Source organism: Achromobacter sp. FW305-C-13 (genome assembly GCF_058783475.1).
In genome coordinates this window covers 1,387,687-1,411,474 of the sequence record NZ_JBYSYN010000002.1, presented here as the reverse complement: position 1 = coordinate 1,411,474, position 23,788 = coordinate 1,387,687, and the positions used below count along the sequence as shown (strand labels likewise).

19 protein-coding genes are annotated in these 23,788 nt (G+C 66.0%); 9 read left to right on the top strand and 10 right to left on the bottom strand.

The features are described 5' to 3' along the window. Positions 1–205 precede the first annotated feature (205 nt). From AC3WMU_RS17855 to fabI, 4 genes are read left to right on the top strand one after another with little or no spacing between them, the layout of a single operon-like run. On the top strand, positions 206–2,776 hold the full coding sequence (locus tag AC3WMU_RS17855) for a DUF3141 domain-containing protein (protein WP_454677640.1): 2,571 nt from the start codon (positions 206–208) through the stop codon (positions 2,774–2,776). After that, the gene (locus AC3WMU_RS17850) at positions 2,773–3,717 is read left to right on the top strand and encodes a phosphate acetyltransferase (protein WP_006222746.1); all 945 of its coding nucleotides are present in this window, start codon (positions 2,773–2,775) and stop codon (positions 3,715–3,717) included. Before AC3WMU_RS17855 ends, AC3WMU_RS17850 begins: the two co-directional genes overlap by 4 nt. A gap of 32 nt (positions 3,718–3,749) precedes the next feature. Beyond that, positions 3,750–4,934 carry an acetate/propionate family kinase gene (locus AC3WMU_RS17845; protein ID WP_006222745.1) on the top strand — a complete coding sequence of 395 codons (1,185 nt, stop codon included), beginning with the start codon at positions 3,750–3,752 and terminating at the stop codon, positions 4,932–4,934. Further along, entirely contained in the window at positions 4,931–5,704 is a 774-nt protein-coding gene (gene fabI, locus AC3WMU_RS17840) for an enoyl-ACP reductase FabI (protein ID WP_492282753.1), read from the top strand. The genes AC3WMU_RS17845 and fabI overlap by 4 nt, the downstream gene beginning before the upstream one ends. Positions 5,705–5,721: 17 nt before the next feature. On the opposite strand, the gene AC3WMU_RS17835 is transcribed toward fabI, so the two are convergent. After that, positions 5,722–7,410, bottom strand: coding sequence for a SulP family inorganic anion transporter (locus tag AC3WMU_RS17835; RefSeq protein ID WP_280029652.1), 1,689 nt, complete (start codon positions 7,408–7,410; stop codon positions 5,722–5,724). Between the two features lie 285 nt (positions 7,411–7,695). Here AC3WMU_RS17835 and AC3WMU_RS17830 point away from each other — a divergent pair, with 285 nt between their 5' ends. Further along, positions 7,696–8,679, top strand: coding sequence for a Bug family tripartite tricarboxylate transporter substrate binding protein (locus AC3WMU_RS17830; RefSeq protein WP_280029653.1), 984 nt, complete (start codon positions 7,696–7,698; stop codon positions 8,677–8,679). Positions 8,680–8,793: 114 nt separating this feature from the next. Here the strand turns inward: AC3WMU_RS17830 and AC3WMU_RS17825 are convergent, their stop codons facing one another. From AC3WMU_RS17825 to tkt, 3 genes are all read right to left on the bottom strand, one after another. Further along, positions 8,794–9,987 (bottom strand): phosphoglycerate kinase, encoded by a 1,194-nt coding sequence (locus tag AC3WMU_RS17825; protein WP_006222741.1) that lies wholly within the window; start codon positions 9,985–9,987, stop codon positions 8,794–8,796. A gap of 93 nt (positions 9,988–10,080) precedes the next feature. Next, complete coding sequence (gene gap / locus AC3WMU_RS17820; RefSeq protein WP_006222740.1) at positions 10,081–11,091, bottom strand: type I glyceraldehyde-3-phosphate dehydrogenase; 1,011 nt, start codon at positions 11,089–11,091, stop codon at positions 10,081–10,083. A 15-nt stretch (positions 11,092–11,106) separates the two neighbouring features. Beyond that, complete coding sequence (gene tkt, locus AC3WMU_RS17815; RefSeq protein ID WP_492282752.1) at positions 11,107–13,143, bottom strand: transketolase; 2,037 nt, start codon at positions 13,141–13,143, stop codon at positions 11,107–11,109. A gap of 227 nt (positions 13,144–13,370) precedes the next feature. Between tkt and AC3WMU_RS17810 the strand changes: the two genes are divergently transcribed. Together AC3WMU_RS17810 and AC3WMU_RS17805 are read left to right on the top strand one after the other, a co-directional pair. Continuing rightward, positions 13,371–13,793 carry a hypothetical protein gene (locus tag AC3WMU_RS17810; RefSeq protein ID WP_492282751.1) on the top strand — a complete coding sequence of 141 codons (423 nt, stop codon included), beginning with the start codon at positions 13,371–13,373 and terminating at the stop codon, positions 13,791–13,793. 17 nt (positions 13,794–13,810) lie between these two features. Further along, the gene (locus AC3WMU_RS17805) at positions 13,811–14,542 is read left to right on the top strand and encodes a 16S rRNA (uracil(1498)-N(3))-methyltransferase (RefSeq protein WP_492282750.1); all 732 of its coding nucleotides are present in this window, start codon (positions 13,811–13,813) and stop codon (positions 14,540–14,542) included. Positions 14,543–14,623: 81 nt separating this feature from the next. Here AC3WMU_RS17805 and AC3WMU_RS17800 read toward each other — a convergent pair whose 3' ends face one another. The 4 genes from AC3WMU_RS17800 to AC3WMU_RS17785 all read right to left on the bottom strand — a co-directional run bounded on the left by AC3WMU_RS17800 (position 14,624) and on the right by AC3WMU_RS17785 (position 19,613). Further along, positions 14,624–15,091, bottom strand: a complete 468-nt coding sequence (locus tag AC3WMU_RS17800) for a barstar family protein (protein WP_006222736.1) — start codon at positions 15,089–15,091, stop codon at positions 14,624–14,626. After that, a complete protein-coding gene (locus AC3WMU_RS17795; protein WP_411431416.1) occupies positions 15,088–16,317 on the bottom strand; it encodes a patatin-like phospholipase family protein in 1,230 nt (409 codons plus the stop codon). The genes AC3WMU_RS17800 and AC3WMU_RS17795 overlap by 4 nt, the downstream gene beginning before the upstream one ends. Continuing rightward, positions 16,298–18,586, bottom strand: a complete 2,289-nt coding sequence (locus tag AC3WMU_RS17790; protein ID WP_006222734.1) for an NADP-dependent malic enzyme — start codon at positions 18,584–18,586, stop codon at positions 16,298–16,300. Before AC3WMU_RS17790 ends, AC3WMU_RS17795 begins: the two co-directional genes overlap by 20 nt. A 139-nt stretch (positions 18,587–18,725) precedes the next feature. Beyond that, on the bottom strand, positions 18,726–19,613 hold the full coding sequence (locus AC3WMU_RS17785; RefSeq protein ID WP_424625154.1) for an FAD-binding oxidoreductase: 888 nt from the start codon (positions 19,611–19,613) through the stop codon (positions 18,726–18,728). 44 nt (positions 19,614–19,657) lie between these two features. On the opposite strand from AC3WMU_RS17785, the gene AC3WMU_RS17780 reads away from it, so the two are divergent. Then, positions 19,658–20,818 carry a pyridoxal phosphate-dependent aminotransferase gene (locus AC3WMU_RS17780; RefSeq protein ID WP_006222731.1) on the top strand — a complete coding sequence of 387 codons (1,161 nt, stop codon included), beginning with the start codon at positions 19,658–19,660 and terminating at the stop codon, positions 20,816–20,818. A gap of 71 nt (positions 20,819–20,889) precedes the next feature. On the opposite strand, the gene AC3WMU_RS17775 is transcribed toward AC3WMU_RS17780, so the two are convergent. Beyond that, positions 20,890–21,708, bottom strand: a complete 819-nt coding sequence (locus AC3WMU_RS17775; protein WP_006222730.1) for a lytic transglycosylase domain-containing protein — start codon at positions 21,706–21,708, stop codon at positions 20,890–20,892. 82 nt (positions 21,709–21,790) lie between these two features. Here AC3WMU_RS17775 and ubiD point away from each other — a divergent pair, with 82 nt between their 5' ends. Then, complete coding sequence (gene ubiD, locus AC3WMU_RS17770; protein ID WP_006222729.1) at positions 21,791–23,335, top strand: 4-hydroxy-3-polyprenylbenzoate decarboxylase; 1,545 nt, start codon at positions 21,791–21,793, stop codon at positions 23,333–23,335. A 99-nt stretch (positions 23,336–23,434) separates the two neighbouring features. Here the strand turns inward: ubiD and AC3WMU_RS17765 are convergent, their stop codons facing one another. Then, on the bottom strand, positions 23,435–23,785 hold the full coding sequence (locus tag AC3WMU_RS17765; protein ID WP_006222728.1) for a hypothetical protein: 351 nt from the start codon (positions 23,783–23,785) through the stop codon (positions 23,435–23,437). Positions 23,786–23,788 lie beyond the last annotated feature (3 nt).

Here is a 23,788-nt window from a genome sequence, read left to right as displayed (position 1 = left end):
GGCCTGCCGCGACGCAACGTTCTTGCAAGATTGGCAACAAAGCTGAAAGAAGGGACAGTTAGCGCCCTAATTTGACCGGCATCAAACCCTTCCATGTTGCGACGCAGCATTCGATGCGGTGTAATGGGGAGGTCAACTCGGCCGGTTCCACTCGGGATCGGCCCGGCGGCCTTCCGCCGTCGGGAGCAACTTACAGGAGATCGCCATGGCCGGATCCGGCAACGATCGCGTCCCTACCCCGTCCTTCTTCAACCCCTGGACGGCCGCCTACGAATACGCCGTGGATGCCTGGCAGCGCGGCGTGCTCTACGCAGACGTGCTGCGCCAGCGCGGCAACCAGTACCACGAACACATGGCCAAGCGCGCGCCCAACGTGCTCAGCATGGAGTTCGAGCTGGTCCTGGATGGCCGCGAATTGCCGCGCCCCGTGAACTACGGGCTGTTGCGCATCAAGCCACCGGCAGACGTGGAAACCGATCCGATCAAGCGCCCCTTCCTGGTGGTCGACCCGCGCGCGGGCCATGGCCCGGGTATCGGCGGCTTCAAGCCCGAAAGCGAAATCGGCGTGGCGGTGCGCGCCGGCCATCCCTGCTACTTCGCGACCTTCCTGCCCCAGCCCATGCCCGAGCAGACCGTCGAAGACGTGATGATGGCCGAAGCGCGCTTCCTGGAAGAGATCATCGCGCGGCACCCCGACGCGGAGGGCAAGCCGGTCGTGGTGGCCAACTGCCAGGCAGGCTGGCAGATCATGATGACCGCCGCCATTCGCCCTGAACTGTTCGGTCCCATCATCGTGGCAGGCGCCCCGCTGTCCTATTGGGCAGGCTGGCGCGGCATGAATCCGATGCGCTATGCCGGTGGCCTGCTGGGCGGCAGCTGGCTAACGGCGATGACCAGCGACCTGGGCAACGGCAAATTCGACGGCGCCTGGCTGGTGCAGAACTTCGAAAACCTGAATCCGGCCAACACCTTGTGGTCCAAGCAGTACAACCTGTACTCCAAGGTGGACACCGAAGCCGACCGCTACCTGAGCTTCGAGAAATGGTGGGGCGGCCACGTCTTCCTGAACGGCCCGGAAATCCAGTACATCGTGGACAACCTGTTCGTGGGCAACCGGCTGGCTACGGCTGGCCTCGTGACCTCCGACGGCATCCGCATCGACCTGCGCAACATCCGGTCGCCGATCGTGGTGTTCTGCTCGAAAGGCGACAACATCACGCCGCCGCCGCAGGCACTCGGCTGGATCCCCGACCTTTATCAGAACGAAGCCGAAGTGCTGGCGCACGGCCAGACCATCGTCTACGCCGTGCACGAAAGCATCGGCCACCTGGGCATCTTCGTGTCGGGCAGCGTGGCCCGCAAAGAGCACCAGGAATTCACGTCGAACATCGACATGATCGACGTGCTGCCCCCCGGCATCTACCAGGCCGAGATCGCCGACAAGACGCCCGATACCCCCAATGCGGATCTGGCTTTCGGCAACTACGTGCTGTCGTTCGAACAACGCAAGCTGGACGACGTGCGCGCCATCGTCGACCGCAAGGAAGAGGACGACCGCCGCTTCGCCGCCGTGGCCCGGATCTCGGACATCAACCTGGGCATGTACCGCAGCTTCATGCAGCCGTGGCTGCGCGCGCTGGTCACGCCGCAGTCCGCGGAATGGAGCCAGCGCCTGCATCCGCTGCGCCTGCCCTATGAACTGATTTCGGACCGCAACCCGGTCATCGCCCCCATCGCCAAGATCGCCGAACAGGTACGCGAACAGCGCCAGCCGATCTCGCCTTCCAATCCTTTCCTGATGGCGCAGGAGATGTTCTCGAACTGGGTCGAGACCAGCCTGAACATCTGGCAGGAACTGCGCGACTCGGCCGACGAACGCACCTTCATGGGCGTCTACGGTTCGCCGCTGGTGCAAGACCTGGCCGGCCTGGGCGCGCAGTCCGGCCCCCCGCGCAAGCATCCGGGCGTATCGCCCGAACACCGCCGCTTCATGGAAGACCGTGCCGCCGAACTGCGTTCGATGGTGCAGGAAGGCGGTTTGCGCGTGGCGGCCATCCGCATGCTGCTGTACGTGTCCGGCGCCGAGGGCGGCCTGGACGAGCGCAGCTTTGCGCTCATTCGCAAGATGCGCGCGGAATCCGACAACGCGCTGACCTTGCAGGAGTTCAAGGATCTGACCCGCGACCAGGCCCTGATCCTGACGCTGGATTCGGACGCCGCCCTGCTGGCAATGCCGCATCTGCTGGAAGGCTCACCGGCCCCGGCGATCCGCGACGCGCTGGAAACGATGAAGCGCGTGCTGGAAGCGGCCGAACCGCTCAGCCCGGCCGCCCGCGAAAGCCTGGACGAGATGGAGCGCATCTTCGTGGCGGCAGAGCGCCGCGCGCAGAAGCGCAGTCCGGCGTCGGCACCGGCCAAACTGCCGGCACCGTCCGTCGCCCCCGCGCCCTCCGTGCCGGCCTTGAAACTGGTCAAGGCCGCCGCTGACGTGCCCGCCAAAAAGGCCCAACCGCACCCCGCCGCGGCCCAGTCGGCGGCAGCGGAGGTTGCCGAAGACGCCGCGCCAAAGGCTGCCACCAAGGCCCCGGCAAAGCGGACGGCCAAATCGGCAAGCAAGCCGGCGACGACGGCCGCGGCTAAAACTGCAACTAAGACCGCCACCAAGACTGCCACTAAGACTGCCACTAAGACCGCGGCCAAGACCGCCACGGCATCCCCTGCGAAACGCGCTACCAAGACCGCAGCCCGTCAATCCGCCAAGGCCAAGACCGCATGACCCTGCCTACCTCGACGCATTACGACAAGCTCATCGCTCGCGCGCAGACGCTGGAGCCGGCCTTCTGCGCCATCGCCCACCCGTGCGACGAGCCCTCGCTGTCGGCCGCACTGGAAGCACGCGACCTGGGGCTGCTGCATCCCATCCTGGTGGGCCCGGAAAAGAAGATCCGCGACACGGCCGCCCAGTTCAAGCTGAACCTGGGCGATGCCCGCATCGTGGACGTGCCGCATAGCCATGCGGCCGCCGAGACCGCCGTGGCGCTGGTGCGCAACGGCGAGGCCACCCTGCTGATGAAGGGCAGCCTGCACACCGATGAACTGATGCACGAAGTGGTCGCGCGCACGACTGGCCTGCGCAGCGGCCGCCGCATCAGCCACGTGTTCATCATGGAAGTGCCCACCTATGCGGAGCCGCTCTTCATCACTGATGCCGCCATCAACATCTTCCCCGACCTGGAAACCAAGGCAGACATCATCCGCAACGTGATCGACCTGCATCACGGCCTGGGCTTGGGCGAACCGCGCGTGGCGATCCTGTCGGCTGTCGAGCAGGTCACGCCCAACATCCCCAGCACCATCGAAGCCGCCGCGCTGTGCAAGATGGCCGACCGCGGCCAGATCGCCGGCGGCCTGCTGGATGGCCCGCTGGCGCTGGACAACGCGATCAGTCCGGACGCCGCCCGCATCAAGGGCATCCGGTCCCCGGTGGCAGGCGTGGCCCAAGTGCTGGTGGTGCCCGACCTGGAGGCTGGCAACATGCTGGCCAAGAACCTGACGTTCCTGGCCAACGCGGAAGCGGCCGGCATCGTGCTGGGCGCGCGCGTGCCCATCATCCTGACCAGCCGTGCCGACAGCCCGCGCTCGCGCCTGGCTTCCTGCGCAGTGGCGGCGATCTACGCCCACCACCTGAGCCAGCAAGCCGCCCGCCCGCTGGCGTGACGCACGCCACAACGCTACCGGATTCCAGAGCCATGAGCGACACCATCCTCGTCATCAACGCCGGCAGTTCCAGCATCAAGTTCTACCTGTACGACATCGACGACAAGCACGAGCTGGCGCCGCGCCTGGGCGGCCAGCTGGAGGGCATCGGCACCTCGCATCCGAAACTGCGGGTGCGCGACGCCGCCGGCAAAACCCTGGTGGAACGCGACATCGCACCCAGCCACGCGCCTGACGTCCCCAATGGGCAGGAAGTTGTCGGCACCTGGCTGAGCGGCCACCTGGGCGGCGCGCCGCTGGCGGTGGGGCACCGCGTCGTGCATGGCGGCCCCGACCTGTCCGAGCCCGTCCTGATCGACGACGCCATCCTCGCCAAGCTGGATACCTTCACGCCGCTTGCGCCGCTGCACCAACCCAACAACCTGGCGCCCATCCGCGTGATCCGCGAGCGACGCCCGTGGATTCCGCAGGTGGCCTGCTTCGACACGGCGTTCCACCGCAGCCACTCCGACGTGGCCGACCGCTACGCGCTTCCCGAATCGCTGTACCAGGAAGGCGTGCGCCGCTACGGCTTTCACGGCCTGTCCTACGAGTACATTGCGCAGCGCCTGCGCCAGGCCCTGCCCGAACTCGCCATGGGCAAGATCATCGCCGCGCACTTGGGTTCGGGCGTGTCCGCCTGCGCCATGCATGAAGGCAAGAGCGTCGACAGCACGATGGGATTCACCGCCCTGGAAGGCCTGCCCATGGGCACGCGGCCCGGCCGGCTGGATCCGGGCGTGGTGCTGTGGATGATGGAACGCGGCATGGACCACGACCAGATCGAGCACCTGCTGTATCACGACTGCGGCATGAAAGGCCTGTCCGGCATCAGCAACGACATGCGCGAGCTGCTGGCCAGCGATGCGCCATCGGCCCAGCTGGCGCTGAAGTATTTCGCCTGGCGCGTGGCCGAAGGCATGATCGGCCTGGGCTGCGCCATGAACGGCATCGACGGCATCGTTTTCACCGCCGGCGTCGGCGAGAATTCCGCCGACATCCGCCAGGCGGTGGCCGACCACTGGGGCTGGCTGGGCATCAAGCTGGACCCCGAACGCAACGCTCATCACGGGCCGCGCATCTCCAGCGACGACAGCCGCATCGGCGTATACGTGATCCGCACGAACGAAGAACTGATCATCGCCCAGCACACACTGGCACTGGTGCGTCAACGATGAGCGCGCACCTTCCGCTGGCCGGCAAGCGCGGGCTCGTCACCGGCATCGCCAACGCGGATTCCATCGCCTGGGGATGCGCCAAGGCCTTTCGCGCCATGGGCGCCGAACTGGCCGTGACCTACCTGAACGACAAGGCCCTGCCGCACGTGGAGCCTTTGGCGCGGCAGGTGGACGCCTCGCTGCTGATGCCCTTGAACCTGCTGAACGAAGGCGAACTGGAAACCGTGTTCGATCGCGTCACGCAAGCATGGGGCGGGCTGGACTTCGTGCTGCATTCGATTGCGTTTGCGCCGCGCGACGACCTGCATGGCCGCGTGACGGACTGCTCGCGCGCGGGCTTTCTGCAAGCGATGGACGTGTCCTGCTGGTCGTTCATCCGCATGGCGAAACTGGCCGAGCCGCTGATGCCCCAGGGCGGCGCCCTCTTCTGCATGAGCTACTACGGTTCGCAGATGGTGGTGGAGCACTACAACATGATGGGGCCGGTCAAGGCCGCCCTGGAATCCGCCACCCGCTATCTGGCCGCCGAACTGGGCCCGCAAGACATTCGCGTGCATGCCATCTCGCCCGGGCCGCTGAAAACGCGCGCCGCCTCCGGCATCGCCGAATTCGACGCCTTGCTGGACCGCGCCCAATCCAAAGCGCCGGCGCGCAGCCTGGTGTCGATCGACGATGTGGGTGAAGCCACTGCTTGGCTGGCCACCGACGCCGCCCGGCTCATGACCGGGCAGACGCTATACATCGACGGCGGCTATCACATCATCGACTAAGGGCGGAACAATACGCCCTAGGCCAGCGTGGCCGGCGCTCCCTGGCGCCAGCGCTCGACGGCTTCCACCGCCTGTTCGGGGCTGCCGAAAATCTTGTCGCGGCCGATCTTCTTGACGAGCCCCGAACGTTCCAGCGCCATGCGGAACTGGCCGTGGCCGCCCGCGACCAGCAACGTGATGCCGCGATCGTCCAGTTCGCGCTTGAGCTCGTACAGCGCTTCGACCGCATCGGCGTCGGCCTGCGTCATTGCTTCGGCGTCCAGCACGAACCATTGCACGTCCTTCGCCTGGTTCATGACCTCGCGGGCGCGGCGGCGAAAGGCGTCGGCATTAAAGAACCAGACCGACGATTCGAACAGCCAGACGACGATGCCCGGCACCGGTTGCGCGTCGGGATTCAGATGCAGCTTGCCCAGCACCGATTCCCCCGGCAACCGGCCCAGCAGCGCATCGCGCGGGTTGCCCGACACGTACATGGCGTACAGCAGCGTCGCACCCACCGACACGGCCACGCCCTGCAGCACGCCGAACCCCACCACGCCCACCGCGGCCAGGATCCCGAACGCCAGTTCGATCCGTGAAATGCGCGCCAGCCGCATGAAGGCCTTGGCGTCGAACAGGCTGGCGGCCGCCAGCAGCAGAATGGCCGACAGCACTGCCTGCGGCAGCCAGTACAAGGGCGCGCTCAGCAGCCCCACCACGATCGCCAGCGCGACCGCTGCGCTGACGCTGACCAGCGGCGATGAACCGCCGGCGACCAGCCCCACCGCGGTCCGCGAATCCGCGCCCGTCACGACAAAGCCCTGGAACAGGCCCGCCGCCACGTTGGCCGCGCCAAAGCCGACCAGCTCGCGGTTGGGATCGACGTGTTCGCCCGTGCGCGCGGCGAAGCTGCGCGCGGTCACGATGCCGCTGGAAAAACTCACCACCAGCACGCCCGCCGCGCCCAGCAGGATGCTGTCCACGCCTTCCAGCCGCACGGGCAGGCTGAGCCCCGGCAGGCCGGCCGGCACCTCGCCCACGACAGCGATGCCCAGATTGGGAAAATCGAAGATCCACGACAGCAGGCAACCGCCCACCACCAGCAGGATGGGGCCGGGCCAGGTGGGCCGCCAGCGCTTCACCGCCACCAGCAGCAAGCAGGAGGCCAGCCCCAGGCACAAGGTCGGGATCTGGATTTCGGGAAGGCGGCGGCCGAGTTCCAGGAAAGGATGGATCAGCCCACTGTTGCGCAGCCCCACGCCCGTCAACCCGCTCAATTGCGACAGCGCCAGCGTGATCGCCACGCCCGCCATGTAGCCGATCAGCACCGGCCGCGACAACAGATTGGCCAAGACGCCCAGCCGCAGTAGCCGGGCAATCAGGCACCCCACGCCCACCGTCAGCGCGATGCCCGTCGCGGCGACCAGCCGGTCTTCGGGCGAGGTCAGCGCCATGCCGGTCAGGGTGGCGGCGATCAGCGTGCAGGTGGCGGTATCCGGCCCCACGATCAGCGTCCGCGACGAACCGAACAGCGCGTAGCCCAGCATGCCGGCAATGGCGGCCCACAGCCCCGCGACGGGTGGCACGCCCATCATTGCCGCGTAGGCCAGGCCCACGGGCAAGGCCACCGCCGCCACGCTCAACCCGGCCAAGACGTCGCGCCGCGCCGACTCGCGGGTGATGCCGCGGAAATTATTCAGGCCAGGGAAAAGACGTAGATTCATGGTGCTGCAAACCGACCTGAGAGAAGGATTTCCGCACTGTGCGGGAAGTCAGGCAAGCCTACACCAAGGCCGGGCGCCCGAAACCGTCCTGGATCAAACGCAGGTCGCTTTTCATTCCTTTTAAGAATGAAGATCGGTGATTATTTATCCCTTTTGTGGAGGCGGCAGATTGCGTAGAGTCCCCGGGATAAGAAAAGCGGCCCCGCGCCGCGCCTATACACCGACACGGCCCGCCGCCGCGCCCCCTGCGACGCGGATTCAAGGGCCGGCACTCCTGGAGACCCCATGTCCTTCGCCTTCCTGCGGCGCGCCAGCCGCGCGCTCGTCCTGGCCGCGCTTGCCGCCGGCATCGCCCCCGCCGTCCACGCGCAATCCTATCCGGAGCGCCCCATCAAGCTGGTCGTGCCGTGGCCCCCCGGGGGCGCGACGGACGCGCTGGGCCGGCTGCTGGCGCAGCGCCTGACCGAACGCCTGGGCCAGACCGTGATCGTGGACAACAAGGCCGGTGCGGGCGGCAATATCGGCACGGCGGCCTTTGTTCGGGAAAAGGCCGACGGCTACACACTGCTGATGGCCACCAGTTCGACTAATGCCGCCAACCCGCACCTGTATTCGCGTCTGGGCTTCGACGCCGCGAAAGACTTTGCGCCGGTCGCTTTCGTGGCCGAAATCCCGAACATCCTGGAAGTGCCGAAGCAGTCACCCTTCAAGTCAGTGGCGGACCTGGTGGCCGCCGCAAAGGCTGAGCCCGGCAAACTGAACTACGGCTCGGGCGGCGTGGGCTCATCGCAGCACTTGGCAGGCGCAATGTTCAAGTACCTGACGGGCGCGGATGTGCTGCACATCCCGTACAAGGGCAGCGGCCCCGCCGTGTCCGATCTGCTGGCGGGCCAGGTGGACATGATGCTGGACACCGGGTCGCTGGCCCAGGTTCAGGCCGGCGCCCTGCGCGCGTTGGCTGTGGCCTCGCGCCAGCGCCTCCCGGCCCTGCCGGACGTGCCCACGTTCGACGAAGCCGGCGTGCCCAAGATGTACGCGTCGGCCTGGTACGGCATCGTTGCCCCGGCCGGCACGCCAGCCGATGTGGTGCAGCGGCTGAACAAGGAAGTCAACGCGGTCACGTCCACCCCGGAAGTGAAGCAGCGCATGGAAAGCATGGGCGCACTGGTGCCGGCCGGCCAAACACCGGAGGAATTCAGCACGTTCATTCAGTCTGAAATTGCGCGGTATGCAGAGATCGTGAAGATCTCGGGCGCCAAGATGGAATAAGGGAACCGCAAACAGCGGCCATCGTAGGATGGGTGCAGCGCGAGACGCTGCCAAAAAAAACACGACGGCAAAACGCGCGAAACCCATCCTACCGGGTGTCGCGCGAGCTGCGCATCAGGAGACTCGGGCTTCCAGCACGGCCACGGCCGGCAGGGTCTTGCCCTCCAGGAACTCCAGGAACGCGCCGCCGCCGGTCGAGATGTAGCCGACCTGTTCACCGATGCCGTACTTGGCGATAGCGGCCAGCGTATCGCCGCCGCCGGCGATCGAAAAGCCTTCCGATTCCGCGATGGCGCGCGCCACCACTTCGGTGCCGTTGGCAAACTGGTCGAACTCGAACACGCCCACGGGGCCGTTCCAGACGATGGTGCCCGCCTTCTTCAGGATCTCGGCCAGCTGCGCCGCGGTCTGCGGGCCGATGTCCAGGATCATGTCGTCGTCGGCCACGTCGGTGGCCGCCTTGACGGTGGCTTCGGCATCCGCGCCGAACGACTTGGCGCACACCACGTCAACCGGAATCGGCACGGCCGCGCCGCGCTGCTTCATGATGTCGATCACGGCGCGCGCCTGGTCGACCTGGTCGGGTTCGGCCAGCGACTTGCCGATGGACAAGCCCGCGGCCAGCATGAACGTGTTGGCGATGCCGCCGCCCACCACCAACTGGTCGACCTTGTCGGCCAGCGATTGCAGGATGGACAGCTTGGTCGACACCTTGGAGCCGCCCACGATGGCGACCAGCGGGCGCTTGGGTTCGTGCAGCGCACGGCCCAGGGCGTCCAGCTCGGCTTCCAGCAAGGGGCCGGCGCAGGCCACGGGCGCGAAGCGCGCGATGCCGTGGGTGGTGGCTTCGGCGCGGTGAGCCGTGCCGAACGCGTCGTTGACGTACACGTCGCACAACGCAGCCATTTTCTTGGCCAGCGCTTCATCGTCTTTCTTTTCGCCGACGTTCACGCGGCAGTTTTCCAGCAGCACGACCTGGCCGTGATCGACCTGGACGCCGTCGACCCAGTCGCGCACCAACTGGACGGGCATGCCCAGCAGTTCGGACAGGCGCTGGCCGACCTTGGCCAGCGAATCGGCCTCGGTCAACACGCCCTCTTTCGGGCGGCCCAGATGGGACGTGACCATCACGGCGGCGCCGGCGTCCAGCGCCAGGCGGATCCCGGGCACCGACGCGCGGATACGCGTGTCTTCGGAGATGCGTCCGGCGTCGTCGAACGGCACGTTCAAGTCGGCGCGGATGAACACGCGCTTGCCGGACAGGGCGCCGGATTTCGCCAGCGCGGACAGGGTATTGACCTTGGACATTTTTGAATTCCTACGATGGGCGAACAAAGGGGACGAACCCATTTTCCGCCTTCGCGGAAAACAAATCCGTCCCCTGTGGACTGACCGTGTTGCTTACTTGGCCGACATCAGCGCGACGGTGGTGTCGAGCATGCGGTTCGAGAAGCCCCACTCGTTGTCGTACCAGGACGAGACCTTGACCAGACGACCCGAAACCTTGGTCAGCGACGCGTCAACGGTGCTGGAGGCCGGGTTGTGGTTGTAGTCCACCGAGACGAGCGGTTCGGTGTTGTAGTCCAGGATGCCCTTGAGCTCGCCTTCCGAAGCGGCCTTCAGGATGCTGTTCACTTCTTCGGCGGTCGTGTCGCGGCTGGCCACGAACGACAGGTCGACCAGCGACACGTTGATGGTCGGGACGCGGATGGCGTAGCCGTCCAGCTTGCCGTTGAGTTCCGGCAGCACCAGGCCCACGGCAGCGGCAGCGCCGGTCTTCGTGGGGATCATGCTCATCGTGGCCGAACGCGCGCGGCGCAGGTCTTCGTGGTAGACGTCGGTCAAGACCTGGTCGTTCGTGTACGCGTGAACGGTCGTCATCAGGCCGTTTTCCAGGCCCAGCTTGTCGTTCAGCGGCTTGACCAGCGGGGCCAGGCAGTTGGTGGTGCACGAGGCGTTCGAGATGACCGTGTCGGTCGCCTTCAGCACGCCGTGGTTCACGCCGAACACGATGGTGGCGTCCACATCCTTGCCGCCGGGGGCCGAGATGATGACTTTCTTGGCGCCGCCCTTGATGTGCGCGCCGGCCTTTTCCTTGGTCGTGAAGAAGCCCGTGCATTCCAGCACGACGTCGACCTTCAGTTCGCCCCAGGGCAGTTCAGCCGGGTTGCGGTTGGCCAGCACGCGGATCTTGTCGCCGTTGACGACCATGAAGTCGCCATCGACTTCGACGGTGCCCGGGAACTTGCCATGGGCCGTGTCGTAGCGCGTCAGGTGCGCGTTCGTCTTGGGATCGCCCAAGTCGTTGATGGCGACGATTTCGATATCGTGCTTCTTGCCACCTTCATAGTGGGCACGCAGGATGTTGCGGCCGATGCGACCGTAACCGTTGATGGCGACGCGAATGGTCATGACTAAGCTCCTTTTTTACAAAACCTGTTTGACGGTCTCGGCCACCTTGTCGGCGGTCAGCCCGAAGAACTTGAACAGCGCGCCGGCCGGAGCGGACTCGCCGTAGCGGTCGATACCGACCACGGCGCCTTCCAGGCCCACGTACTTGTGCCAGAAGGCGGTAACACCGGCTTCCACCGCCACGCGCGGCAGGCCCTTGGGCAGCACGGATTGCTTCCAGGCGGCGTCCTGGCGGTCGAACACGTCGGTGCTGGGCATGGAGACCACGCGCACGGCGACGCCTTCCTTGGCCAGTTGCGCCTGCGCGTCCAGCGCGATGGCGACTTCCGAGCCGGTGGCGATGATGACGGCGCGGGCGCCTTCGGCGTCGCGCAGCACGTAGCCGCCACGAGCGATGGCGTCCACGGTCGCGGCGTCGCGCGGCACGAACGGGAGGTTCTGGCGCGACAGCAACAGGGCCGTCGGGCCGCCGTCATGCACGTCCATGCCGATGCTGGTCGGGCGCGTCACGGCGGCGTTCCAGGCCACGGCGGTTTCAGCCGTATCGCAAGGACGCCACAAGGACAGGTTGGGGATCAGGCGCAGGCTGGCGGCGTGCTCGATGGATTGGTGGGTCGGGCCGTCTTCGCCCAAGCCGATCGAATCGTGGGTGAACACGTGCACGACGCGCTGCTTCATCAGCGCGGCCATGCGGATGGCGTTGCGCGAGTAGTCCGAGAACGTCAGGAACGTGCCGCCGAACGGCAGGTAGCCGCCGTGCAGGGCCACGCCGTTCATGATCGCGGCCATGCCGAATTCGCGCACGCCGTAGTTGATGTGGCGGCCGAACTGGATGCCCTTGTCACCGGCGCGGACGGCGGCGACGCCCTTCCAGTCAGTGAAGTTCGAACCGGTCAGGTCGGCCGAGCCGCCCAGCATTTCCGGCAGCACCGGCGCCAGCGCGGCGATGGCGAACTGCGAGGCCTTGCGGGTGGCGACGGTTTCGGCCTTTTCCAGGGTCGAAGCCAGGAACGCCTTGAACTGGTCGGCGTAGCCCTCGGGCATGTCGCCCTTCATGCGGCGCGTGAACTCAGCGGCTTCAGCCGGGAATTCGGCGGCATAGGCGTTGAATGCGGATTGCCATTCGGCCTGGGCCGAGGCGCCCGACTTGCGGCCGTCCCAGCCGTCGTAGACGTATTGCGGGATCTGGAAGGGTTCCGCCGACCAGCCCAGCGCGGCGCGCGTGGCGGCGATTTCGTCCTTGCCCAGCGGCGCGCCGTGCACGTTGTGCGTGCCGGCCATGTTGGGCGAACCCTTGCCGATCACGGTGCGGCAGATGACCAGCGTCGGCTTTTCCGATTGCGAGCGCGCGGCCTTGATGGCGGCATCCACGGCGGCGACATCGTGGCCGTCGACGCCACGGATCACGTTCCAGCCGTAGCCTTCGAAACGCTTGGCGGTGTCGTCGGCGAACCAGTGTTCGACGTGGCCGTCGATGGAGATGCCGTTGTCGTCATACAGCACGACCAGCTTGGAGAGCTTGAGCGTGCCGGCCAGCGAGCACACTTCGTGCGAGATGCCTTCCATCAGGCAGCCGTCGCCGGTGAAGGCGTAGGTGTGGTGGTCGACGATGGTGTGGCCGGGCTTGTTGAATTCAGCAGCCAGCAGCGCTTCGGCCAACGCCATGCCCACGGCATTGCCCAGGCCCTGGCCCAGCGGGCCGGTGGTCGTTTCCACGCCCGGGGTGATGCCCACTTCGGGATGGCCCGGCGTCTTGGAATGCAGTTGACGGAAGTTCTTCAGTTCTTCGATCGGCAGATCGTAGCCCGTCAGGTGCAGCAAGGCGTAGATCAGCATCGAGCCGTGGCCGTTGGACAGCACGAAGCGGTCGCGGTTGGCCCAGGCGGGATCCTTGGGGTTGTGGCGCAGGTTGCCCGTCCACAAGGCCTGGGCGATTTCCGCCATGCCCATGGGAGCGCCCGGATGCCCGGAGTTCGCTTGTTGCACGGCGTCCATCGCGAGGGCGCGGATGGCATCCGCCAAGGCAAGTTTAGGGGCGGTCGGATTGCTCATTCGGAAGGCTCTTTGAAGCTGGCACGCCCACAGGGAATATAGGGGCCAGTTGAGTAGGTTGCGAAGCAGACGATTTTAGCATCAGGGGATTTCCCTCACGCCATCGCCCTTAAGCTTGATGTAAACAGGCGTTTCCCGCGCAGGATGTCAGCGTAACTCCCACAATTGCGGGAAAGGGGTCCGACATTCAGGATAAAGGCCTCACCTTAGCTCTGGAGCCTCCTAATATGAGCCTCATGCTCAATCTGACCATCCCTGTCGAAGGCATCATGGCTTTGCGTACCGCCCTTGGCGAAGAGCGGGCGATTGCCGTGGCGCGGGCGTTGGAACACGCGCAAATCAAGGGTGAAACCGAACTCGCCGCCAAGCGCCGTCAGGAATGGCGGAATGACCTGGCGGCAGCCGTGGCTCCGCTTGCGCGACGCGAAGAGGTCGCCGAAATCCGCAAACAGATCGCCCAATTGCCCAACTGCGAAGAACTCAAGCGCTTTGCCACCCACGAAGACCTGTCCGACCTGCGCTCTCACGTCCTGCGCCTGGACAAGAAAATGACGGTGGGCTTCCTGACCCTGCTGGGGCTCAACCTGGCGTCCAGCGCGCCCACCTTCTTCGAATGGGGGATCAAGGTGGTAGGCTACGCGCTCCGCTAACGCTTTTTGCGCCACCCATGTCCGCCCCCCGCTTTTTCTGCGACGCCCCGCTTGCCGCAGGCACCCGCATTGCTCTGCCGGAAGCCCTGGCGCACCACGCCTTGCGTGTGTTGCGCCTGAAGGCCGGTGAATCCGTCATCCTGTTCAACGGCCAGGGCGGCGAATACCCCGCCGTGCTGGAGATCGACGGCAAGGCCGGCTTTGCCCAGCTGGGCGAATTCAATCCCCGCGAAGCCGAGTTGGCCGGCCGCATCACGCTGGTGCAGGGCCTTCCCACCGGCGACAAAATGGACTGGGTGGTGGAAAAAGCCGTGGAACTGGGCGCCGCCCGCGTCAGTCCCATCGCGGCGCAGCGCAGCGTGCTGCAGTTGTCGGGCGCGCGGCTGGACAAGCGCGTGGCGCATTGGCAGCGCATCGCCCAATCCGCCGCGGAACAATGCGGCCGCAACCGCTTGATGACGGTCGATGCGCCCCAATCGCTGGCGGATTGGCTGGCAGAGCCCGTGGATGGTCTGCGCCTGTTGTGCCACCCCGACGCGGCCGACGACCTGGCCGGCAAGCTTCGGGCCGAACCTGACGTGCAGGCGCTCAGCTTGCTGGTGGGCCCCGAAGGGGGATGGTCGGACAAGGAACTGGCGCAGGCCCGTCAGGCGGGCGTGCAAGCGGTGCGCTTCGGCCCCCGGGTGCTGCGCACCGAAACCGCAGGATTGGCCCTGTTGTCGGCCGTCAGCGCGCTGCGCGGCTGGTGATCCGGCCACAGCCGGGCAATGTGCCCGGCTCAAGCCAGCGCCGGGCGTGCCCTATCGGACACCCGGTTGGCAGCGCTCAACTCAATCGTTTTCGCCGTAAGGGGCCGCCGCGACGCCGGGTTCAGGATCCGGGTGCTTGCCCGCGTGCTCAATGACGAACGCAAAGATGCGACCGTTCTCGCGGGCGAAGTCCGCCGCATCCGAGCAGACGGTTTCGATACGGGCGGCATCTTCTTCCAGCACCGGATCGCCGGAATGCAACCGGTACAGCCAGAGCACGACGCCGGTCTTGTGGTCCAGCACCGTGTCGCACAGGCAATCGTAGAGGGCATCCAGGTTGCCGCCGAAGTATTCGGGGAAGTCCACCGCCTTGACGATGGCGCGCAACACGGCCGAACGGCTGCGGGCCGGGTCGCAGTTGGCGACGAACAGCGCCAGACCCAGCTCATGGGAAGCATCCACCACGGCCTTCTTGTCCAGCCCTTCATGAGGCAGCGCCCCGCCCCGCAGCAGCTGCTTCTGCAAGGTAGATTGGCCATTGCGCGTCATGCCTGAGCCTCCTTGAAAAAGGCGATCACTTCGTCGTTACGCTGCATCGTATCGGCATAACCCAGTTCGATCAATCGTCGGGTGTAGCTGGATTCGAATAGAAGATAGGACATCAGCGCCCCGCCTCCCGGACGGTGTGGATCGGACGATACACCGAGTACGCGAAAAAGGGCACGTGCTTGCGCAGGCATGTCCTGCAGGTGTTCCAGCGCCATGGTGTCCAGCGACTGGCTGGGGGTGATCGTCAGCACCTGGATGCGCCTGACATTGACCTGGGTGCCGTCCGGCGTCGCATGGTCCATCAGGTAGTTGATGCGCTCCAAGCGCTCGACGTCCACGGACAGCCCGTCCAGGAAGATGCTGGACAGCGCATGGCCGCCCACCTGCGCCAACGAAGGATACGGCGGCGAATCCGCGCGGTGCTCGGGGTGGGTGTCGTCGCGGAACCCCGTGCCGATCACCAGCACGCGATGCGCCCCCAGGTGGATGGCCGGGCTGATCGGGGCCAACTGGCGCATCGACCCGTCGCCGCACCATTCGCCCTTGCCATGCACCTGCACCTGGCGGGCCGGGAAGACAAAGGGGATGGACGACGAGGCCATCAGGTGGTCGATGCCGATCGGCGTGGGGATGGCCAGGCGCAGATAGCGGTGCCAAGGTTCGATGGGGGTGTGCGCCTGGTAGAAGGTCAGGTGCTCGCCGCTGGTGTAGCCCGAGGCCGTGATCGCCAGCGCCGATAGCGAACCCCTTTCCAGATTGGATTGCAGGTTGCGGAAGTCCAGCACTCGGCCCAGCAAGGCCTCCATGGGGCTGTTGTCCAGCAGGGACTGGGGCCGCTTGCGCGTCAACCCCGAATACATCCAGCCCAGGGCCAGCAGGCCCAGCCAGCGTACGCCCGTGCGGATCAGGCCGGGCGCGTCGGCCCGGTAGATCATGTCGGTGTTCAGCGACGACCACAGGCGCCGGATGCGCCGCACCCCCAGGTGGGGCCGGTCGGCGCGGCAGGCCAGCGCGGCGGCGTTGATCGCGCCGGCGGACGTGCCGCAGATGATGTCGAAGGGATTCTGGAACCGGGAATGCCAGTCAGGGTCCAGCAGCTCCATGATGGCGCTGAGCACCCCTACCTGATAGGCGGCTCGCGCGCCGCCTCCCGTCAGGACCAGGCCGGTCGGCGTGCGTGGGCACGCCGGGCCGGCCGGACTCACTTCAACGTGGCGTGTTGACATCGACCACAGTCATCGCGGTCATATTGACGATGCGGCGCACGGTCGAGCTGGAGGTCAGGATGTGCACCGGCGCATTGCAGCCCAGCAGGAACGGGCCGACTGCCACGTTGCCGCCTGCGGCCGTCTTGAGCAGGTTGTAAGCGATGTTGCCGGAATCCACGTTCGGGCACACCAGCAGGTTCGCTTCGCCCTTCAAGGTGGACGACGGCAGGATGCGCATGCGCAGCGCTTCGTCCAGCGCGCAGTCGCCGTGCATTTCGCCGTCGATTTCCAGATCGGGCGCTTTTTCACGCACGATTTCCAGGGCGCGGCGCATCTTGGCGCCCGAGGCCGAGCTGCCCGATCCGAAGTTCGACCGCGACAGCAGCGCCACCTTCGGCGCGAGGTACATGCGGCGCATTTCGTTGGCGGCGGCGATCGTGAATTCCGCGATCTGCTCGGCCGTGGGCTCGTCGTTCACATGCGTGTCCACCAGCACCACCGTGCGCTCGTTGAGCAGCAGGATGTTCATGGCGGCGTACACGTTGTGGCCCGGACGGCGGCCGATCACTTCGTCCACGAAACGCAGGTGGTCGTGATAGGCGCCCACCGAACCGCAGACCATGCCGTCGGCGTCGCCCAGGTGCACCATCATTGCGCCGATCAAGGTCATGCGGCGGCGCATTTCCACGCGCGCCATTTCCTTGGTAATGCCGCGACGGCACATGCGTTCCCAGTACGTCGTCCAGTATTGGTGGAAGCGTTCGTCGTATTCCGGGTTGGTCACTTCGACATCTTCGCCCAGGCGCAGGCGCAAGCCCAGCTTTTCGATGCGGGTCAACAGCACCGAAGGACGCCCCACCAGGATGGGACGGGCCAGGCCTTCGTCCACCACCACTTGCACCGCGCGCAGCACGCGTTCGTCTTCGCCTTCGGCGAACACGATGCGGGCCGGGCCGCCTTCGCGCACGATGCGCTTGGCTGCCGAGAACAGCGGCTTCATGAACGCGCCCGAGTGGTACACGAACTGCTGCAGCTGCTCTTCGTAGGCTTCCAGGTCGGCCAGCGGGCGCGTGGCCACGCCGCCCTCCATCGCCGCCTTGGCCACGGCCGGCGCGATGCGGACGATCAGGCGCGGATCGAACGGCTTGGGGATCAGGTATTCGGGCCCGAACGAAATATCGAACGTGCCGTAGGCCGCGGCCACGACTTCGTTCTGCTCTTCCTGCGCCAGCTGGGCAATGGCGTAGACCGCCGCCTTTTCCATTTCACGCGTGATCGTGGTCGCGCCCACATCCAGCGCGCCGCGGAAGATGTACGGGAAGCACAGCACGTTGTTGACCTGGTTCGGGTAGTCCGAACGGCCCGTGGCCATGACCACGTCGTCGCGCACCGAATGCGCCAGCTCGGGCAGGATTTCCGGCGTGGGGTTAGCCAGCGCCAGGATCAGCGGGCGCGGGCCCATCGTCGCAACCATCTCAGGCTTGAGCACGCCGCCCGCCGACAGGCCCAGGAACACGTCGGCGTCCTGGATCACTTCGGCCAGCTTGCGGGCATCGGTCTTTTGCGCAAAGCGCGCCTTGTCCGGGTCCATCAGTACGGTACGGCCTTCGAAGACTACGCCTTCCAGGTCCGTCACCCAGATGTTTTCCAGCGGCAGGCCCAGGTCCACCATCAGGTCCAGGCAGGCCAGCGCGGCAGCGCCGGCACCGGAAGTCACGACCTTGACCTTGTCGATGTCCTTGCCCACGACCTTCAGGCCGTTGATGAAGGCGGCCGACACGCAGATCGCGGTGCCGTGCTGGTCGTCGTGAAAAACCGGGATCTTCATGCGTTCACGGAGCTTGCGCTCGACGGTGAAGCATTCCGGGGCCTTGATGTCTTCCAGGTTGATGCCGCCGAAGGTGGCTTCCAGGCCGGCGATGATCTCGACCAGCTTGTCCGGGTCGGTTTCGTTGATTTCGATGTCGAAGACATCCAGGCCGGCGAATTTCTTGAACAGCACCGCCTTGCCTTCCATGACCGGCTTGGAGGCCAGCGCGCCGATGTTGCCCAGGCCCAGCACCGCTGTGCCGTTGGTGATCACGCCCACCAGGTTGCCGCGCGCGGTGTAACGGAACACATTGGCCGGATCGGCCACGATCTCCTCACAGGCCGCCGCCACGCCCGGCGAGTACGCCAGCGCCAGATCGCGCTGGTTGGTCAGCTGCTTGGTCGGCGTGACCGATATTTTGCCGGGGCGCCCATGCTCGTGATATTCAAGGGCGGCTTTGCGAAGGTTGGCATCCATAGGGCGGCTACTGGCTAATTAGGTGAGACACGGAAAGAGGGAGGAATTCTATTCCCATGACGGGCGGCGCGATACGTCCGCGACGCCTTTCCTCTTATTGGGGACGAGCGGCGAAATCTTACAGCAAGCTGAAATGATGTCAGGTTTCACGAGGCAGGAATAAGGGAAAACGACCATCGGGGTCGAACAGCGCCTTGACGCGCCCGTCCAGCCGGACCGTCGCCAGCCCGGGCGATTCCGCCTCCGGGCCCGACGCCGCGAACGCCGGCGCGTCGGTCAGCGTCACGCTTTGCACCCAGGCCAGCGTGCCGCCATGCCCCAGCAGCAGGTGCGCCAGGTTCACGGTGGCCGGCGCTTCGGGCTTCAAGGCGTCCAGCCGGTAGCGGCCCAGCCAGTGATGGCCGTCGTGGGTCGCGAAGGCGTCCCCGCCAGAGGCCAGCTTGAACAGCTCGGGCACCAGGCTTTGCACCGTGGCCGAGCGCAGCGGCTGCACGTCGGCTTCGCCGAACGGCCCCAGGCATTCTTCGATGCCGTCGGCCAGCATCACCTCCACCGAAAGCACGCCCGACGCCGCGCATTGCCCGGCGGGCCAGGGTGCGGGCGCGGCCAGCCATTCGGCCAGCGTCATGGCGCCGGGAAAACCGGCGAACTGCCGCAGTCCGGCCTGGGTCAGCGCCGCCAGCGGGACACCCGGCTGGGCCCGCCAGCGTGGCGTCTCGCCAGCCAACCGGGCCAGGCCCGCCATGTGCGACGGGTCGATCCGCAGGCGCGGGCCCGCCATCGGCGCGTAGGGCCCGGTTGCGCCTTCCAGCGCCATGACGATGCGGTACTCCGCGCACAGCGTGCGGGCATGCGCGACATCGGCGTCGCGCGACGGGGTCAAAATGGCCTGCGCTCCGCCGGGCCCGTCTTCGCCCAGATCCTGGACCTGCCCCTGGCACAGCAGCTTCAGACGCTGCATGAAGGCCGCCCACGGGGTCTGGACCGGCCTGCGGCCAAGCAGGAAAGCGCGCCGGGATGGCTGCATGACTACAATTCCTTTTTCCGCTACAAAACGCTTTCGAGAATCCAATGCCTCGCCTCGCCACGCGCACCCATGATTTTCTGACTTTCCACGCAGTGGAACTCTTCAAGCAGGGGCAAGCGCTGCAGGCGGCTGGCAAGGACATTATCAGCCTGGGCATCGGCGAACCGGACTTTACCGCGCCCCCTCAGGTCGTGGAAGCGCTGGAGCGCGCGGCCCGCGCCGGCCTGAGCGGCTATAGCCCCCCCGCGGGCCTGACGCCGCTTCGCGAAGCCATTGCGCAGTTCTACCATGACAAATTCGGCGCCACGATCAATCCGGCCCGCGTGATCGTCACCGCAGGCGCCTCGGGCGCCCTGACGCTGGCCTGCGCGGCGCTGGTCAACAGCGGCGGCGAAGTGCTGATGCCGGACCCGTCCTACCCCGCCAACAGCAATTTCGTGCTGGCCGCAGGCGGCGTGCCGCGCCTGATCCCCAGTTCGGCGGAAAAGCGCTTCCAGCTGTCGGCCCAGGACGTGGCCCAGCACTGGAGCCCCGCCACGCAAGGCGTCATGGTGGCGTCGCCCAGCAACCCCACGGGCACGTCGATCGCCCCGGACGAACTGGCCGATCTGCTGGCTGAGGTCCGCGCGCGCGACGGCTTCGCGATCGTCGACGAAATCTACCTTGGCCTCTCTTACGAGGGCGAACCGCGTTCCGCGCTGACCCTGGACGATGACATCATCGTCATCAACAGCTTCTCGAAGTATTTCCACATGACGGGTTGGCGCCTGGGCTGGATGATCGTGCCCGAAGACATGGTGGCGCCGGTGGAGAAGATCGCCGCCAGCCTGCAGATCTGCGCGCCCACCCTGGCCCAGCATGGCGCCCTGGCCTGCTTCACGGACCAGGCGATGAAGACCTTCGAGCATCGCCGCGAAGCCTTCAAGCAACGCCGCGACTACCTGCTGCCCGAATTCGAACGGCTGGGCATCCAGGTGCCGGTCAAGCCGGACGGCGCGTTCTACATCTACGCCGACATCAGCAATCTGGGCATGGACAGCGGCACCTTCTCGCAGCGCCTGCTGCTGGAAGCCGGGATTGCCGCCGTGCCGGGGCTGGACTTCGGGCCGGCCCACGGCGGCCACACCATGCGCTTTTCCTACGCCACGGGCCTGGACCGGCTGGAAGAGGCGGTGGCCCGCATGGGCAAATGGCTGCAGCGCTAAGCCAAAAACAATGCGCGCTCCGATGGAGCGCGCATTGTGGTCCTGCCTGGCTGTCAAAAATCGCCGCCGGATCAGTCCCGGGCCAGCGCGATGCCTGAAGCCAGCGCCAGGCGCCGGCGTTCAGCCTGCACCTTGGCACCGTAGCCGTTGTCGTCCGGCCCCGTGGAACCCACGTAGCAGGCCAGGCCGCCGTCGATGGAACCGCGGCGGTTGATACAGTCGCGCAAGATCGTGGCCCCGACACCGATATTGGCGACCGGGTCCAGCGCGGTCTTGCCGACGGCGTCGAACTTGTCCTGGTGCACGCTGGTCATGACCTGCATCAGGCCCTGCGCACCCACGTGGCTTTCGGCCAAGGGGTTATAGCGGGATTCGATGGCGATCACGGCCAGGACCAGCAAGGGGTCAAGCTGCTTTTCGCGGCTGACCTTGTACACGGTATTCAACAGCGGACCGGTGGCGTCATACGCCACCTTGTACTTGCGCGAGATATAGTTGCGCAACGCTTCGGCCTGCGGTCCGGTCGCCACGGTGGCGGGTTTCTTCGGTACCGGCGGCGCGACGCGGGCTGGCCCCAGCATGCCGGTGGCATTGCTGGCGGGAGCGGTTGGAACGGCCATGGCAATTGCCGACGCAGTGTCGGAACCCAATTCGGAACCGACATCGGATTCGGTGCCGGATTGCATGGATGAAGGCGCTAGGGCGGTCAACAAGGCTTTGTGCACTTGCAATGCCTGATCGCGCAAACCAGGCAGGGCAAATCCCATGCTTACCGTCACAATCACCGCGATGCCCAGATAGACTGAGCAGATACGCAAGGACTCGGCAAGATATTCGTGCACTCCTTGGGCCATGTTCCTGAACAGGCTGGCCACTGACGCATCGGGCATAAAAACCTCCTGCGTGAAAAAGAGGGAGTCAATGTTAACCTCTCTTTCACCCCAAAATGTAACCAAATCGCTGGGATCTGTAGTGAAATACCGCGACCTTAGAGACTTCCTCGCTCAACTTGAACGGATGGGCGACCTCAAACGCATTGCCGCGCCGGTGTCCACCCGGCTGGAAATGACCGAAATTTCCGACCGCGTCTTGCGTGCCGAGGGCCCGGCCCTGCTGTTCGAAAACGCCCAGCATGACGGCAAGCCGGCACAGATGCCGGTGCTTACCAACTTGTTCGGCACGCCCTCGCGCGTGGCCCGCGGCATGGGCGCCGACAACGTCAGCGCGCTGCGCGATATCGGCGAACTGCTGGCTTCCTTGCGCGAACCCGAGGCGCCCAAGGGCTTGCGCGACGCGCTGGCCAAGGTGTCGATGCTGAAGGCGGCCTTGTGGGACATGAGCCCCAAGAACGTCAAAAGCCCGGCCTGCCAGGAAGTCGTCTGGGAAGGCAAAGACGTGGACCTGACCCGCCTGCCTATCCAGACGTGCTGGCCCGGCGACGTGGCCCCGCTCTTGACCTGGGGCCTGGTGATCACGCGCGGCCCCAATGCCAAGCGGCAGAACCTGGGTATCTACCGCCAGCAACTGCTGGGGCCGAACAAGCTGATCATGCGCTGGCTGTCGCACCGCGGCGGCGCGCTGGACTTCCGCGACCACGCACTGGCCAATCCGGGCACGCCCTTCCCCATCGCCGTCGCGCTGGGCGCCGACCCCGCCACCACGCTGGGCGCCGTCACCCCGGTGCCCGACAGCCTGTCCGAATACCAGTTCGCCGGCCTGCTGCGCGGTTCGCGCACCGAAGTGGCGCAAGCGCTGGGCAGCAACCTGTCGGTGCCCGCCTGGGCCGAGATCGTGCTGGAGGGGCATCTGCTGCCGTCGTCGGACCCGCGCGCCGTGAAGCCCGTGGTGCCCGAGGGCGTCAACCCGCCGCCCAAAAGCGATTACGAAATGGCGCTGGAAGGCCCGTACGGCGACCACACCGGCTACTACAACGAGCAGGACTGGTTCCCGGTGTTCACGGTCGAGCGCATCACGATGCGCCGCAACCCCATCTATCACTCGACCTACACCGGCAAGCCGCCGGACGAACCCGCCGTGCTGGGCGTGGCGCTCAACGAAGTGTTCGTGCCCTTGCTGCGTCGCCAACTGCCGGAAATCGTGGATTTCTACCTGCCGCCCGAAGGCTGCAGCTACCGGCTGGCGGTGGTGTCGATCCGCAAGCAATATGCGGGGCACGCCAAGCGCGTCATGTTTGGCCTGTGGAGCATCCTGCGCCAGTTCATGTACACCAAGTTCATCGTGGTGGTTGACGAAGACATCAACCCGCGCGACTGGAAGGAAGTGGTGTGGGCGATGACCACCCGCATGGATCCCGTGCGCGACACCCTGTTGGTTGAAAACACCCCCATCGACTATCTGGACTTCGCCTCCCCCGTTTCCGGGCTGGGCGGCAAGATGGGCCTGGACGCCACCAACAAATGGCCCGGCGAGACCAACCGCGAATGGGGCACGCCCATCACCATGGACGCCGACGTCAAGAAGCGCGTGGACGACCTGTGGGGTCAGTTGGGCCTTTAAAGCCGACGGCCCCAAACGGCCCGTGCAAATAAAAAACCCCGCCGGCAAGGCGGGGTTTTTATGGGGTGGGTACAGAACGCGTTGCTGCCAACGCGAGCCTTATTCCCCGCCCTCTCTTGAGCTTTGCCACAGCTTGTACACCTGCCAGCCGACCAGCGCGCCGCCGGCGATCTTGAGCAGCTTGAACCCCTTGCCACCGCGCATGAGCAGGGTGGACAAGGACGAGCTGACCAGCGGATAACGACGGGCAAGCGTGATGGCCTGCAAGGCCCAGCGCGAGGCGCCGCCCGAGGCCAGTCGGGGCAGCAAGCCCCGGATGATCGAGGCCGGCTCCAGCTTGTGGCTGGTGCTGACGATGCTTTGCGCCAACGATTCGCGTTCGATCGCTGCGCGGGCGCGGAGCAATTCGATGCGGACAGCGCGATCAACGGTAGGAGACCTTTTTGACATGAC